The following is a 14,607-nucleotide window of genomic DNA, read 5'->3' on the forward strand; positions in this document are numbered from 1 at the left end:
TAATATCTGAACATATACTTAGTGACATAATGCTTATTAATTAACTGCCGTATTTAAGGAAGTTCTATGAGAGGTGTTGTTATCGCCTTTGTGCTTCTGTTTAGCACGCCCCTGTTCAGTGCAGAGTTGGTCGTCCGCATGGAAAACCAACAGCCTAAGACTTTGGTTTATGACCAACTGGTTTCCCAATACCCCCCAATCACCTTCACAACCCAGCTTCCATGGTACCCAGATGCCAATCAATTCACGGGCTTTAGAGTCTCTGACCTGCTCAAGCAGCTTGGTGTTGAAGACACGCTCGCGGTTTCATTCATTGCTCTTAATGATTATGCAGCCAGTACCACGATCGAAAACATCCTCAAGTATGACCCGATAGTTGCCTATAAAATGAATGGCGAGAAAATGAAGGTGCGAAATAAAGGCCCTTATTGGCTGGTCTTTAATTTAGATAAGTACCCTGAGATTGATAACACCGCTTTTCACTCTCAGATGGTGTGGCAAATTGACGAGATAAAGATTCACAGATATATCGATGAGAAATCCAACTAGAGTTCGTAGTTTTAACCAGATTCTATCTAGAGCTAAGGTATTACTGATCTTTCTCTCTGCGATACTGATCGTCGCCAATCTTTACTTTCTTTCTGCTACTCGAGACTTAGCCCACTCTTACAGTGAACAGCAAAACCAAGCTACGTGGTTTCTGTTTCAACTAACAAAAGAATTTTCTGAGCTGAGAGCCATCACTCCATTAGCTGAAAAAGATGACGAGTTTTTAGATCTTACGATACTAAAATACGAACTCACTTGGAGTCGCTTCGATCTACTAATAAACAGCCGCGAAGCCGATACATTTATTGCATTGCCCGGAGCAAAGAGCTACTTCAAAACCTTGTTTGAGCAATTTAAGAGCTTGGAGCACAAAATAGAGCGGTTACCTAAAGATCGAGAACTGGCTCACAGCCTCGCAGAAGACTTCGAATATCAATACATGTCGATGATCAACTACGTAAATACGAACTTTCGTATTAAGAGTCCGCTATACCAATCTCAAATGAAGCAAGCTCAGACAATAACACATGCGCAATTCGTCCTGATGATGCTACTTTTTGCCTGTGTTGGTGTCGTCAGCTATATCATCCACAAGGAAGCACTATTTCATAAGCAAGCATCCCTGACTGACTCTCTGACAGGGATTGCGAATCGCTTAGCATTCATGAGGCAACTGACTGATTACATCGAACAGAATACTGAATTCTCATTGATTTTGCTCGATCTCAACGGTTTCAAAAAAATCAATGATTCCCACGGCCATCAAGCAGGCGACCTCGCGTTGAGGATCGTCTCTGCGCGTTTGGTCGAACTAATGAGTCGTCACAATCTATCTGTATTCAGGATTGGTGGTGATGAATTCGCGGTTCTCACCAACTCATCAGATGAAGCCACCATCAAACAACTGTCGCAGTCCATCAATCGCTGCTTTGACGACAGTATTACTATTCAGAACCAGAAGGTCTACCTTTCCACTAGTCTAGGAATTGCAACCTATCCACACGACGCTACCAGCCTTAACCAACTGATTTCCATTGCCGATCAGAGTATGTACCAAAAGAAGTTCTCTACCAAAAGCGGTGACGACAACGTCTTTAGCCTCAAAAGACACTAGCAATAGTCCCAACCCCGAGACATAAAAAGGCCCCTCTCGAAGAGGGGCAAAGTACCATCGCTTATTGTTATAGTGATAATGCCAGTAAAACGGTTGGGTGATTAACCGAAATCACCATTTACATATCCCTTAGTGCGGTCATCTTTTGGTTCGCTAAAGATAACCTGAGTGTCATCGTGCTCCACCAGCTCTCCCATCAGGAAGAAAGCCGTACGGTCTGAGATACGACGAGCTTGCTGCATGGAGTGAGTCACGATAACAATTGTGTAGTTTTTCTTAAGCTCTTCCATCAACTCTTCAATTTTGTGCGTCGCAATTGGGTCAAGGGCAGACGTAGGTTCATCCATCAAGATGACATCAGGTTCCATCGCAATTGTACGAGCGATACACAAACGCTGCTGCTGACCACCAGAAAGACCAAATGCGTGTGATTTCAAACGATCTTTGACTTCATCCCAAAGTGCAGCACCACGCAAAGAACGCTCGACTACGTCATCAATGTGCTTTTTATCCTTGATGCCCTGTGCACGTAACCCGTATGCCACGTTTTCGTAAATGCTCATTGGGAATGGGTTTGGCTTTTGGAAAACCATACCAACTTTGATACGCAGGTCTGCTACATCGATGTTGCCATAAATGTTCGTACCGTCCATATCCAGCTTACCCGTAATCTTAACGCCTTCAATTAGGTCATTCATACGGTTAAGGCAACGAAGTAGTGTAGACTTACCACAGCCTGAAGGGCCGATAAGCGCTGTAACTTGACGTACAGGAATAGGTAGGTTAATGGATTTCAGGGCTTGGTTTTCGCCGTAAAACAGATCTAGGTTTTCAATATCAAATTTGTTCATGTTCTCAATCTCTTAAATCTAAAATTCGTGTTAGTGCTTAATCAGTAATGTCGCTTGTTAGTAGCTTGCTGTGTTGATGCGACTTGCAATTAACTTAGTGATCATGTTGATAACGAGAACAACGACAATCAGCACGGTTGCTGTACCATAAGCTTGGTTCCACTCTTCAATAGTGAACAGCTCAGTAGTCAGCTTATAAAGGTGAACGGTCAACGTACGACCTGAATCGAGAAGCGAGTCAGGAATACGTGCCACCATGCCCGCTGTCAGAAATACAGGAGCTGATTCACCAATTACACGACCAATACTTAGAATGACCGAGGTTAAGATACCTGGCATTGCACTAGGCAATATCAAACGCCAGATAGTGTAGATTTTTGAAGCGCCTAAGCCATATGAACCTTCACGATATGTCTGAGGTACTGCCATCAGCGCTTCTTCCGTTGTACGGATGATAACAGGCAGAATCAGAATGCTCAGTGTTAGCGCACCCGATAAAATCGAGAAGCCAAGACCAAGAATTGCCACGAAGAAAGTCATACCGAATAGACCGAAGATGATTGACGGGATACCCGCCAATGATTCGGTACAGAATCGAATCACTTTCACCAAACGGCTACCCACTTTGGCATATTCTGTTAGATAGATAGCCGTCATGATACCCAGTGGCGCGGCAACCGCAATCGATGCGATCACCATGTAAATCGTCGCTACAATCATTGGGAAGATACCGTGTTCTTCGCCAGTACGAGTGTAGTTGTCCGTAATGAAGTTCCAGTCTACGTGCTGTAAACCGTTCGACAAAATGTACCAGATAATCCAGAACAAAAAGCCAACCGTCAGCGCAGCGGCAGCCCAGATAAAGCCGTTAAAGATGTTGTCTTTAAACTGGCGTGCTTTTTTAAGTTTTGCGCGATCCATAATAGTCACCTTTAACCCGCTTTACTTCGCTTTCTCGCGATTCAAATAAAGCAATGCTGCGTTAAGCATCATGATAAACACCAGTAGAACAACACCTGTTGCGTAGAGTGCATTGGCGTGAACACCGCTTGCGTAAGACATTTCAATGGCGATGTTAGCGGTTAGGGTACGAGCCGAGTCTAGTATGCCTTGTGGCATCGCAGGGGCATTACCCATTACCATGATGATTGCCATCGTCTCACCCAGAGCTCGACCGATACCGAGAATAACACCCGTCATAATGCCGGAACGTGCTGCTGGAACGAGCAACTTAAAGATGGTAAAGATTTTGGATGCGCCAAGAGCTAAAGAGCCCTCTTTGTAAGTACGAGGTACCGCGCGAATTGAGGTTTCTGAAACCGTAATAACCGTAGGAAGAATCATCACACCCAGTACAATGATACCCGCTAGAATCGTGTTACCTGCCGGAACATCAAAGACGTTCTGAATCAAAGGAACAATGATTACCAGTCCAAAGAAACCATAAACCACTGATGGAATACCCGCTAGCAACTCTACGGCAGGGCGAATGATGTCAGCTAAACGCTTCGGTGCGATTTCGGCAATAAAAATCGCCGTTAAAACACCCACTGGCACGCCAACAATAACTGCGCCAAACGTCGACACGATAGAAGCAACAATCATTGTTGCAACACCGTATAGCGCTGGCGGCAACCAGTCCTGACCAAGCACGATGCCAGTCACACCGGCTTCTTGGAAGGCTGGAATAGATTCTTTAACGATGAAATAGGCGATAACCGCCAGAGACACAATGCCAATTACAGCACTGGTAAGGAATAAGCCATGGAAAATGCGCTCTTTCCAGTCCACACGCTTTTGAGCACGTAAACCAGGCTTAGAAACTTGAGTCGCTTCAGTATTCATAAGCTTGTCACTATTTGTTGCGATGGTCATAAAATTCTTACCGTTCTCACGAATTATGTTCGCTTGAAGTCAAGAAAAGGCTCAGCCCAAAGTGGGCTGAGCAATTAAGTAGTCTTACTAAAAATTAGTTAACTGAGATGTAGCCTTTGCTGTCTACTAGAGATTGAGCTTCAGTAGAAACCATCCAGTCTAGGAATTTCTGAGTTTCAGCAGAAGGTTGGCCGTCTTTGTAAAGAACAAGGAATGGACGAGCAACTTTGTAAGAACCGTTCTTCACGTTGTCTACATTAGCTTCAACACCATCGATAGGTAGTGCGTTTACTGAGTTATCAACAGTACCTAGAGAGATGTAGCCAATTGCATATGGGTTAGATGCAACCATAGTTTTTAGAGCACCGTTACCGTTTGCAACTTGAGCACGCTGAGAGATAGCTGATACTTTTTTACCAGAGATTTTCTTCTTCAGCTTCATGATGTCTTCGAAAGCACCGCGAGTACCTGAAGCTGTGTCACGAGTGATTGCTACGATTGGCTTATCAGCACCACCAACTTCTTTCCAGTTAGTGATGTCACCTTTGTAGATAGCTGTTACTTGTTCAGCTGTTAGTGCTTTTAGGTCGTTCTTAGGGTTAACAACTACTGCTATACCATCTAGTGCAACAGTTAGCTCTTTAAGAGCTGGCTCTTTTTCAGAGTCTTTCAGGTTACGAGAAGACATACCTAGGTCAGCAGAACCGTTTTTCGCTGCTTTAACACCAGCAGATGAACCTGGGCCCTGAACTTCGATAAATACGTTCGAGTTAGTCTTCATGTATGTTTCAGAGAAAACTTCCATCAGTGGAGTTACGCTGCTAGAGCCCACTGCAGAGATAGTTTCTTTAGCAGAAACTGAAGTCACTGCCATTGCGCCTAGAAGTGCGATTGCACCGATAACTGTCTTTTTCATCACAATTTCCTTAGTTGGCATTATTGCCGTTGTATTTCACTTGAACGGTGCTCACTTTAGGACTCAAATGTGACAGTTGTGTTTCACTTCGTTGAAGCCTGTATGACAGATGAGACTTGCTAGGAATTTTTGATGGAGAATTACTGACAGGTCAAACAATGGTGTAACAAGCTGTAAGATTCGACTATCGGAATACGACAATAGAGCAATAACCCTATGACTTAAAAAGAAAATGATTTTCGTATTTATTAAGGATAATTTTATAAAATCATCATTTTCCAGATTGAATTATATCTGAGACAAATTAGAATCATTCCTCCTAATTATAAAAATAACAACATAAAACTCACTAACAATATAGAAGAGGACAATTCATGCGCCAATTACTTAGTGGGCTTTCCATTAAGCTCCAGGTAGTGGTTCCTGTCATATTCACATTGCTACTACTAGTGGTCGGGATAAGTTACAGCACAACCAGTCTTAAAAATGCTTTCAATCAAGTTACCGTCTCAACAGAAAACCTCGTTAATCATAAAGATGAACTGACTCAGATCATCGATAATACTTACGGCATGCGAATCAAAGCCATCTACAGCCTGTTTCGCGCTGAAGATGTAAAACAGCTGGCGACACATTTGCAAAGCAAACAACAAGTGAACCGTCAGTTACTTCGCTCTCTCAGCACAGTAGCAGGCTTAGAGCAAGAAATTGCTGATATGAACACCGCTATCGATCATTACGTGAACTACTCCATCAACGTGATGATCCCTTTGCTCAACGTTCGCCACGGCAGCGACAACCCACCAGCAGGGTTCGAGGCAAAATATGATCGCGCAGCAGGAGACTATCGCACCGCAGGCAACCAAATGGTTCAGGCAATCGATAGGCTATCGAAAAAGCTCAACACATTGGCGCTTGATGGAGTGCATGCTAACGAGGCCATCCACTCCAACGTGATGAACAGCGGTATTGTCGGTCTTTTATTGGTTCTGTCTGCAGCGCTAGCCATCAGCTGGATGCTGGCGGGTATCATAGTGACACCGATTAAGAAATTACAGCAAGCAATGAAAGAGCTCGCACAGGGCAACTTGTTGGTTTCCGTAGAAGAGGATGGTAACAATGAAATCTCTGCCCTGTCTCGCGACTTCAATAGCACAGTTGGGCAGCTACAGAATACGGTCGACTCACTGGTTCGAATCAGTGTTGATGTTGCATCCGCTTCCACTGAATTAGCGGCGGTTATGACTCAGTCAAGCACCAACTCTGATCAAGAGAAAAATGAAGTCGAGCAAGTCGCCTCCGCGATTAACCAAATGGAAAGTACCGCAACGGAAGTCACTCAGAATGCCAACAACGCAGATTCCGCTTCCATTAATGCGGATAAGCTGGCGCGAGAAAGCTTAGAAACATTTGAACAAAATACTCGCGCCAGTGAAAAGATGGCTCAGCATCTTTCTCAAGCCGCTGGGGTGGTTAACTCGTTAAAAGAGCAGTCGGAGCAAATTGGCAAGGTCATTGAGGTGATAGAAAGCATCTCAGAGCAAACCAACTTACTCGCACTGAATGCAGCGATTGAAGCGGCTCGCGCAGGGGAAAGCGGGCGTGGTTTTGCCGTTGTTGCAGATGAAGTAAGAATGCTTGCAGCTCGAACTCAGGAGTCGACAAAAGAGATTCAGGTGATCATTGAAGATCTGCAGCGCCAGTCTGGTGTTGCAAATGACAGCATGAACTCAAGCCTTGAAATGATCGAACAAAACCAAACTCAAGCGGCCAAAGTGAGTGAGGCACTCGGTCACATCAGTGCATCAATTTCAGAATTGACGAGCATCAACGCTCAGGTCGCCGTTGCGTCTGAGGAACAAGGCCAAGTCACATCCGACGTCAACAACAACTTAAGTAACATCTATGAACTGGTGAGCCAAAACGTAACTGGGATTACCCAAGCCGCCGCAGCCAGTCATGAGTTGTCTACTTTGGCTGAAAAACAAAAACAGCAGCTAGGCTTTTTTAAAGTTTAGAATAACAATCGCCGACCCATGGGTCGGCGTTTTTACCCCACTAAATACCACTAGCAAAGTAAAAAAGGCCAGCGTTCGCTGACCTAATTTAAATCATAAAGTGATTATGGCTGTTGCTTAGTTGGCGCTAGCGCAATCTCACGAATACACACGTTTTGAGGTTGGTTGTAAGCAAACTCGACCGCACGAGCCACATCATCCGCTGCCAATACACCACCCATGTCCACTTTCCAGTCGTCGTAGCCATCTTTGATTTCCTGAGAAGTCGTGTGAGACAACAGTTCAGTCTCTACCGCACCCGGAGCAATCGTTGTTACACGTACGTTTGACACAGCCACTTCTTCACGTACATTTTCAGAAATGGCGTGAACGGCAAATTTAGTACCACAGTATGCTGCATGATTAGGGAACGTTTTCTTACCCGCGATAGAGCTGACATTGATAATCGTGCCACTGTTGCGCTCCATCATAGGTGCCAGTACAGATTGCATACCATTCAGTAAACCAAGTACGTTGACATCAAACATGCGTTTCCATTCAGTCGCGTCTTGAGTATCAATCTGACCTAACAACATAACGCCAGCGTTGTTCACTAAGCCATCAACCGGGCCAAATTGCGCCTCTGCTTTTGCAATCGCTGCTTCAAATGACGCTTTGTCTGTCACGTCCACTTTTTCACATAATGTGTTTGGCAGATCTAGTGCTTCAAGACGCTCAACACGACGAGCAAGCAGAAGCAGAGGATGACCTTCGTTGCTTAGACGACGAGCAATTGCTTCACCAATACCAGAACTTGCACCTGTGATTACGATTAGTTTTTTCATCTTTATTTCCTCTGTAGTTGTTCAGTAGTAGCTCTGTTTCGCTGCGATGGAGGTATATTACGTAAATCGTTTTTGTTGATATATATCACTCCAGTTGAAACACTGTTGCTGTAGTGCAACAATAAACAGAATTAGATTTGATTGGATATCGACTGTGCTCAACCGGATTAATCTCGCTGACATTCGCTCTTTTGTCCTCATCGCACAATTGGGGAACTTTACTAAAGCTGCAGAAGCGCTGGATGTGTCGCGCTCTCACGTATCACGCCAGATAAGCAGCCTTGAAAATCAAATGGGCGTGACATTACTGATCCGAACCACCCGCACGCTCAAGCTCACTGAAGCAGGGAAAGCCTTTTACCAGCAATGTGAGAAAGCGCTGCATAATATTGATCAGGCGTTATTGGCTGCAGTGGATGACGTAGAAAAGGTACAAGGCGAAATAAAGATCAATTGCGTGGGCGGCTATCTCGGGGAGGAGCTGATCGCTCAAATTGCGACGGAGTTTATGCATGTGCACCCCGATGTCAGCATCAATCTAGACTTCAGCAGTCATCGGGTGGATTTGATTGAAGATGACTTCGATATAGCCTTTCGCATGGGCAGACTTGAAGACTCAGGATTCGTCGCTCGAAAGCTGCTTGATATCAAAATGGGGACTCTAGCCAGCCCTGGCTACCTAAAACGATATGGTCAGCCTAACCACCCTAAAGAGCTTGTTCAGCATCATTGCTTAACGGGTTCAGTCAAAAGGTGGAGCTTTGAAAATACAGCGGATACGCAACACTACGATGTGTTAGTCAATGGCCACATGCAGTGCAAAAATGGCCGTGTACTGGTAAAAGGCGCGCTCAATGGCAACGGCATCATACGAGTGCCGATGATTTACTGTGAAGAAGAACTAGCACGAGCAGAACTGGTCGAAGTATTTGATCACTGGGGAATTCCGAGCGTCGATTTTTCGGCCATCTATCATAGAGATCGTTTTCAGCCTAAGCGGCTACGAGAATTCATCAGCTTTGTGAAGCACTACTTCGATACTCGCTAGCGGATAAATAGTCGCCCTAAGACTTTTTCAGCCAAATTTCTGAAGCGCAAAAGAATCCGGCTTCTTGGCAGCCAAGCTGGGGAACTCAAAACGGTTTTTGCTTTAGAAAAAGTCTGAAAACCTTCGAAGCCATGATAGTGACCAATGCCAGATTCCCCTATCCCGCCAAACGGTGCATCTTCAGCCGCCACATGTAACAGAGTATCGTTAATCGCAACACCGCCACTGTGGGTCTGCTCGATGATTTGTCTCTGCAGGATGCGATCTGTCGACATCAGATACAAAGCCAGCGGTCTTGGTTTAACGTTAATGTAATTGAGCGCCTCATTCAGATGGCGGTAGCCAATCACAGGTAGCAGTGGACCAAATATCTCTTCCTGCATCACCTGCATATTTTCTGTAACCCCCGTAATCAAATGCGGCAGCATCTGACGCCCATCCAACGTCACGTCCTCTATGGTATAAATGCCGGCACCTTGGTCTTTTGCGTCCGCTAACATCGCGTGAAGACGATCAAACTGCCGTTCGTTGATGATGTGGGTTACCGTTGGCGCTTTATCGTCTTCTATATACAGTGCCTTATAACGTTTCAGATACAGGTTGATGAATAACAGCTCTTTTCCTTGGGGCAGCAGAACATAGTCTGGTGCAACACAAATTTGCCCGGCATTGACTGATTTGCCAAGTAACACGGCATCAACCGCTGCGCGAAGATCAATGTCATTATCAATCACGACAGGTGATTTACCACCGAGCTCCAACGTCACAGGGGTAAGGTTTTTCGCCGCAGCCTGAGCGACTAGCCTCCCTACTGGCGTCGACCCCGTAAAGATAAGATGATCAAAGGGGAGCTGAGAAAAATAGCTGGCGATATCCGCTTCGCCCTCAATGGGGTAAATGTGTCGGTCTAAGCAAGACAAGATCTGGCTGAGTACCTGATTGGTATGATGGGTATGCTCACTCAGCTTAACCATGACTCGGTTTCCCGCCGCAATCGCCGTCACGATAGGTGCAATGCTCAGCACTATTGGAAAGTTCCAAGGGACAATAACTCCGACCACACCTAGCGGTTGATACTCGACTGTGATTGAAGAAGGAGACAGCAACAAGCCCGCTTTACGTCGACTTGGTTTCATCCACTTTTTCAGGTGCTTGATGGTGTAATTGATGTGAGAGACCGCGGGTAGGATATCGCAAATCATGCTGTCGAAACGGCTGCGTGCACCATAGTCCTTTTGCAGAGCCTCAACCAACTCTTCCTTGTGTTCAAGTAAAGCTTGCTTGAGGATCTTTAGCCTTTTCATCCGAACGTTGTAGCCAGAAAATGGCTCACTCAAATAAAAAGCCCGGACTTCAGCATAGAGATGAAGTAACTCTTGCTGCGTTCTGATGTGTTCTTTTTGCCAACGATTAAGATCTACGACGCCTTCCATGTGCCATCATTGCCTGATTGGTTATTCTTTGCTCATAAGTATAGTAGCCAGATTCGACAGCAATGTCTTGGCTAGCACGCTCCTAACGTGCATAAGATAAAGGCGACATAAATGCCGCCTTCTGTTAATTACTGCAATTGGGTCATCACAGATTGAAAATGCTCAAGCCCTGTGGCTCCGACAATTCTCTGCTGAGCGATTTCAGCACCTTTGGTATCAAAGAAAAATACCGCCGGTGGACCAAACACATTACGCTCTGCCAGCCACGCCATCTGCTCAGGGGTACTCTCTGTGACATCAAACTTAATCGTATTCCAGTCAGCAAACTGCTTTTGTACCGATTGATCGCCAAACACTTCTTTCTCAATGACCTTACACGAGACACACCAGTCGGCATAAAGGTCAATCAGTACCGGTTTACCCTGCTGTTTCGCGAGTACTAATTGTTGATCCAAGACTTCAACAGAGCTGACTTTCTCAAATGGTAAAACTGTGGATGGTTTGTCTGATGAAACCTGCGCAACATTAAGTGGTTTAAGAGGATCGTTTGATCCTGTCAACATGCCGACAAATAGAATCAATCCATAGAACAGAGACATAAATGCGGCCAGTTTACGGGTTCTCGCCCAACCTGGTTGTGCTGAATCCAGCGCACCAAAATGAATGCCGCCTCCAATGGCAAGTACCGCCCACATGAGCATCGTCAGCCAACTTGGAATAAAACGACTTAACAACACAACCGCGACCGCCAGCAGCAACACACCAAACAGTTGCTTCACGGCAATCATCCAAGGGCCGCTTTTGGGGAGCAATTTACCGCCACTCATGCCAATCAGAATCAGTGGCACACCCATACCTAATGCCATCACAAACAGGGTTACGCCACCCAAGACCCAATCTTGCGTGGTGGAAACATAGAGTAACGCCCCAGCCAATGGCGCACTCACACAAGGTGACACCACCAACGCAGACACAGCGCCCATCACAAACACGCTTGCCATTTTGCCGCCGCCTAGTCTGTCTGAGCTTGCATTAAGTTTCTGTTGAATGGAAGCCGGCAATTGCAGCTCGTAAAAGCCAAACATCGCTAAAGCAAGCAGGACAAACACCACCGCAAATATCGATAGCAACCAAGGTTGCTGCATCGCCGCTTGCAGGTTAACACCTTTAGCCAACGTCGTGACTAATATCCCCGTTAGCGCATAACTGGAAGCCATACCCAACACATAGGACGTTGACAAAACTAGACCTTTTCGGCCTGTCATTTTTGCGTCACCACCAATGATGCTCGACAAAATAGGCACCATGGGCAACACACAGGGTGTCAGTGACAGCCCTAACCCAAGTAGGAAGAAGATGAGGAGAGCCTGAGTTGTGGACGCACTGCCTAATAGCTCAGACAGGCCCGCCGTGTCTTCTGCCAAGCCGCCAACTTTATCCCAAATGGAGGGGCTGCCGTCATTCAGTGTATTGGCGGGCAAATCGAGTTTGATCGTCTGAGGTAAGTAGCACAGACCTTTTTCTGAGCAACCTTGATAACGAACCTTTAGTTGACCTTCGCCACCATAAGGCACCAGCACGGTTACTGGCTTATCGAAAACGACGACTTCGCCAAAGTACTTGTCTTGTTTCTGTTTGCCCAGTGAAGAAAATTGAGGGTCAGTCAACTCAACGCCGCTATCTGCTGAAAACTTAAATCGGCCTTTATAGAGATAATATTCAGGCTGAGTCGCGAAATGGATCTGCACACCTTGTTCACTGACCGACCACTGATAAGGAAATGCCTCTTCTACGGGCAAAAAGTCAGGATCCTGCGCGGACGTAAAGGCAGAGATAAGCAGTAATAATGGCAGGATGAAAATTCTGATCACGCTACAAACTCCGTATCTTGATGAATAGCTAATTGATCGTCGATAAATACAACGCCGACTTGTTCAGGAACTGGTAAAGTCGGCTCTAATGTCAATGCCGTACTGAGGGCGCCCGCTTCCAGTGTCGTTGGAGCTAAGACGCTGACAGAGAGCACTTGGGGATGTGTTCCACGTTGCGACAATATGTGTGAGCTTTCCTCATCACCAAATTGGAAACTTCGCTCGTAATGAGCGGATGTCGTCAAAGCGGCATCAGCCAGTGGCAATGAGAAAAATGGCTCATGCTTATTCTTCGGATTAAGCACCGCCACATTGAAAGGTGAACCATCTGGCTTAGTGCCAAGCGCTCGAATGTCTCCACCAAAATTCACCAGCGCAGAAGAAACACAAAATTTCTCTACGATCATCACCGCCTGATCGACCGCAAACTCTTTAATCACTCCACCCAAGTCAAATTGAGTCTCTGCGTGGGGGATAGAGAGCGTTTTATCTGATAGAGACCAAGCATCAACGCCCATAAACGCTTTAGCACCTTCATAAGCCGCACTTCTGTCCAATTTAGGCGTGCTGGCCATCATTGACTTCACAGTACCGACCGTAGGGTCAAACACTCCTTTCGTGCCGTCAACCAAGCGCTTCATAACTTCAAACACAGCATAGCTTTCATCATCCAAAACCACAGATGATGACAGACGTTGATTCACTTGCTGATTGAGCCAAGATTGAGAATCATAAAAGTTAAATTTCTGCTCTAATCTCAGAGTATTAGACTCAATCAAAGCCGCTATATCTGCGGCTTTCTCTGAGTGATACAACTGAACTTCACAAGGAACCGTCATCGCCTGAAATCGGTGAACAAACGGCGGATTAAAACTCATAGGTTGCCCCTACTGCCCACCACTGAGCTTCAAAACCATTGGACTGCTCGTAATAAGCGCCAAGCAGATTGAAGCGTAGTTTCTTGTGTACTTTAAAGCTTGCACCTAATTCATACGCATTGGCCGTAAAATCACCAAGACGTAAATCAGAGGTCGCATAACCCGATGAAGCAAAAGTAGGATCGCTACCATTAGGATCACGGTAGAAGTCGGCGGCGCTTTGGGTATACCAGAAGTAACCCGGAGCTAACGTCAGCCAACTGTTGACCGTCCAAGAAAGTTTGCCGCCAAGCTGATGAGAGGCTACACCCCAGTCGTCCTGGAACCATTTGTAACGAGGACGAACCACTAGATTCTCGGACATTGACCAGAACGCCTGAATATTCACGCCACCTGACAAACGAGTATCCGGGCGTGAATCCTGACCAAGAAAGACTTCGTCAGTACCAATCGAACCATCGCCATCAATATCCACCTCACGCAACACCGTCAGATAGTGATTGCTAAGATAACCAGAACGATAACCCGCATAGCTGGTGAAGACCATGTAGTAATTTGGCGAGAAGGTTTGTGAAAGCCCTGCCTCAACATTCCCTGTAAATATGTCTTCCCAAGATTGTGGATTGGTCGAAGTTTGATATTTGCCAAACGTCATCGTTTCATCAAACAGGGTAGAGAATCCTAAGCTGTACGAGCGGTTTTTCTGTGCGTCTGCGTAAATCAGCCCTTTGCCATTTAAACCAATGCTACGGTAATCCTCTTCTTTGGAAAAGTTAGCGCCGAAAGTCCACTCGTTACGCAGCTCGTCTCGGTAAGTCGCGCTGCCATTGATCGATTTACGGGTATCTTCCAGCTCATATTTCTGAATTTTGTAGCCACTGCTGTGGGGATCATAGCCAGCGCGGATCACCTGATCCGTCATATTTTGAGCTTGTTGGGTTTTCGTCGCACGGTTTACCGCATCCGCTGCACTGCCAATTGGAGTGGTTGGCCCCCAAGACGGTGACGCACCAGAAACGGTGTCGTAGCCCAATTCAAGATTGATGGTCCAATCGAGACCAAAACTCTTTTCGATAGAAACAACGCTGTCGCCTGCTTCCACTTTATCGTCGTACTCTTCGTAATTTAGATAGTGAACAGAGATATGGTCTTCTGCCAGCGCACTATTCGCCACTGCCGCTGCACTAAGCAACGTTAAAGGTAGTTTTTTCATTCTGATTTATTTTTAGT

13 protein-coding genes are annotated in these 14,607 nt (G+C 45.8%); 4 read left to right on the forward strand and 9 right to left on the reverse strand.

The annotated features are described in order from the left end of the window. The first annotated feature begins 66 nt into the window (after positions 1-66). Both IX95_RS11770 and IX95_RS11775 read left to right on the forward strand, forming a co-directional pair. Positions 67-549, forward strand: coding sequence for a molybdopterin-dependent oxidoreductase (locus IX95_RS11770; RefSeq protein WP_006961583.1), 483 nt, complete (start codon positions 67-69; stop codon positions 547-549). Next, complete coding sequence (locus tag IX95_RS11775; RefSeq protein WP_038160164.1) at positions 533-1,663, forward strand: GGDEF domain-containing protein; 1,131 nt, start codon at positions 533-535, stop codon at positions 1,661-1,663. Before IX95_RS11770 ends, IX95_RS11775 begins: the two co-directional genes overlap by 17 nt. A 101-nt stretch (positions 1,664-1,764) precedes the next feature. On the opposite strand, the gene pstB is transcribed toward IX95_RS11775, so the two are convergent. From pstB to IX95_RS11795, 4 genes are all read right to left on the reverse strand, one after another. Continuing rightward, entirely contained in the window at positions 1,765-2,514 is a 750-nt protein-coding gene (gene pstB / locus IX95_RS26265; protein ID WP_006961585.1) for a phosphate ABC transporter ATP-binding protein PstB, read from the reverse strand. Between the two features lie 57 nt (positions 2,515-2,571). Beyond that, positions 2,572-3,435, reverse strand: coding sequence for a phosphate ABC transporter permease PstA (gene pstA, locus IX95_RS26270; protein WP_038160167.1), 864 nt, complete (start codon positions 3,433-3,435; stop codon positions 2,572-2,574). Positions 3,436-3,456: 21 nt separating this feature from the next. Beyond that, a complete protein-coding gene (gene pstC, locus IX95_RS11790; RefSeq protein ID WP_021456570.1) occupies positions 3,457-4,389 on the reverse strand; it encodes a phosphate ABC transporter permease subunit PstC in 933 nt (310 codons plus the stop codon). A 94-nt stretch (positions 4,390-4,483) separates the two neighbouring features. Then, positions 4,484-5,305, reverse strand: a complete 822-nt coding sequence (locus tag IX95_RS11795; RefSeq protein ID WP_006961588.1) for a phosphate ABC transporter substrate-binding protein — start codon at positions 5,303-5,305, stop codon at positions 4,484-4,486. A gap of 374 nt (positions 5,306-5,679) precedes the next feature. Here IX95_RS11795 and IX95_RS11800 point away from each other — a divergent pair, with 374 nt between their 5' ends. After that, on the forward strand, positions 5,680-7,323 hold the full coding sequence (locus IX95_RS11800) for a methyl-accepting chemotaxis protein (protein WP_038160171.1): 1,644 nt from the start codon (positions 5,680-5,682) through the stop codon (positions 7,321-7,323). A 104-nt stretch (positions 7,324-7,427) separates the two neighbouring features. On the opposite strand, the gene IX95_RS11805 is transcribed toward IX95_RS11800, so the two are convergent. After that, positions 7,428-8,147, reverse strand: a complete 720-nt coding sequence (locus IX95_RS11805; RefSeq protein WP_038160174.1) for an SDR family oxidoreductase — start codon at positions 8,145-8,147, stop codon at positions 7,428-7,430. A 154-nt stretch (positions 8,148-8,301) separates the two neighbouring features. On the opposite strand from IX95_RS11805, the gene IX95_RS11810 reads away from it, so the two are divergent. After that, on the forward strand, positions 8,302-9,195 hold the full coding sequence (locus tag IX95_RS11810; protein WP_038160182.1) for a LysR family transcriptional regulator: 894 nt from the start codon (positions 8,302-8,304) through the stop codon (positions 9,193-9,195). On the opposite strand, the gene IX95_RS11815 is transcribed toward IX95_RS11810, so the two are convergent. From IX95_RS11815 to IX95_RS11830, 4 genes are all read right to left on the reverse strand, one after another. Then, entirely contained in the window at positions 9,192-10,628 is a 1,437-nt protein-coding gene (locus IX95_RS11815; protein ID WP_038160184.1) for a coniferyl aldehyde dehydrogenase, read from the reverse strand. The two genes, IX95_RS11810 and IX95_RS11815, sit on opposite strands and share 4 nt — an antisense overlap. Before the next feature lie 128 nt (positions 10,629-10,756). Further along, complete coding sequence (gene dsbD, locus IX95_RS11820; protein WP_038160495.1) at positions 10,757-12,496, reverse strand: protein-disulfide reductase DsbD; 1,740 nt, start codon at positions 12,494-12,496, stop codon at positions 10,757-10,759. Further along, on the reverse strand, positions 12,496-13,377 hold the full coding sequence (locus IX95_RS11825) for an FAD:protein FMN transferase (RefSeq protein ID WP_038160188.1): 882 nt from the start codon (positions 13,375-13,377) through the stop codon (positions 12,496-12,498). Before IX95_RS11825 ends, dsbD begins: the two co-directional genes overlap by 1 nt. Further along, complete coding sequence (locus IX95_RS11830) at positions 13,367-14,590, reverse strand: DUF3570 domain-containing protein (RefSeq protein WP_038160190.1); 1,224 nt, start codon at positions 14,588-14,590, stop codon at positions 13,367-13,369. The genes IX95_RS11825 and IX95_RS11830 overlap by 11 nt, the downstream gene beginning before the upstream one ends. Positions 14,591-14,607: the final 17 nt, after the last annotated feature.

Origin of the sequence: Vibrio sp. B183 (assembly GCF_000740665.1) — a bacterium.
GTDB classification, from domain to species: domain Bacteria; phylum Pseudomonadota; class Gammaproteobacteria; order Enterobacterales; family Vibrionaceae; genus Vibrio; species Vibrio coralliilyticus.

Coding starts and splice junctions, on each gene's coding strand:
- IX95_RS11770 (WP_006961583.1), top strand. CDS start 67: ATGAGAGGTGTTGTTATCGCCTTTGTGCTTCTGTTTAGCACGCCCCTG.
- IX95_RS11775 (WP_038160164.1), top strand. CDS start 533: ATGAGAAATCCAACTAGAGTTCGTAGTTTTAACCAGATTCTATCTAGA.
- pstB (WP_006961585.1), bottom strand. CDS start 2,514: ATGAACAAATTTGATATTGAAAACCTAGATCTGTTTTACGGCGAAAAC.
- pstA (WP_038160167.1), bottom strand. CDS start 3,435: ATGGATCGCGCAAAACTTAAAAAAGCACGCCAGTTTAAAGACAACATC.
- pstC (WP_021456570.1), bottom strand. CDS start 4,389: ATGACCATCGCAACAAATAGTGACAAGCTTATGAATACTGAAGCGACT.
- IX95_RS11795 (WP_006961588.1), bottom strand. CDS start 5,305: ATGAAAAAGACAGTTATCGGTGCAATCGCACTTCTAGGCGCAATGGCA.
- IX95_RS11800 (WP_038160171.1), top strand. CDS start 5,680: ATGCGCCAATTACTTAGTGGGCTTTCCATTAAGCTCCAGGTAGTGGTT.
- IX95_RS11805 (WP_038160174.1), bottom strand. CDS start 8,147: ATGAAAAAACTAATCGTAATCACAGGTGCAAGTTCTGGTATTGGTGAA.
- IX95_RS11815 (WP_038160184.1), bottom strand. CDS start 10,628: ATGGAAGGCGTCGTAGATCTTAATCGTTGGCAAAAAGAACACATCAGA.
- IX95_RS11825 (WP_038160188.1), bottom strand. CDS start 13,377: ATGAGTTTTAATCCGCCGTTTGTTCACCGATTTCAGGCGATGACGGTT.
- IX95_RS11830 (WP_038160190.1), bottom strand. CDS start 14,590: ATGAAAAAACTACCTTTAACGTTGCTTAGTGCAGCGGCAGTGGCGAAT.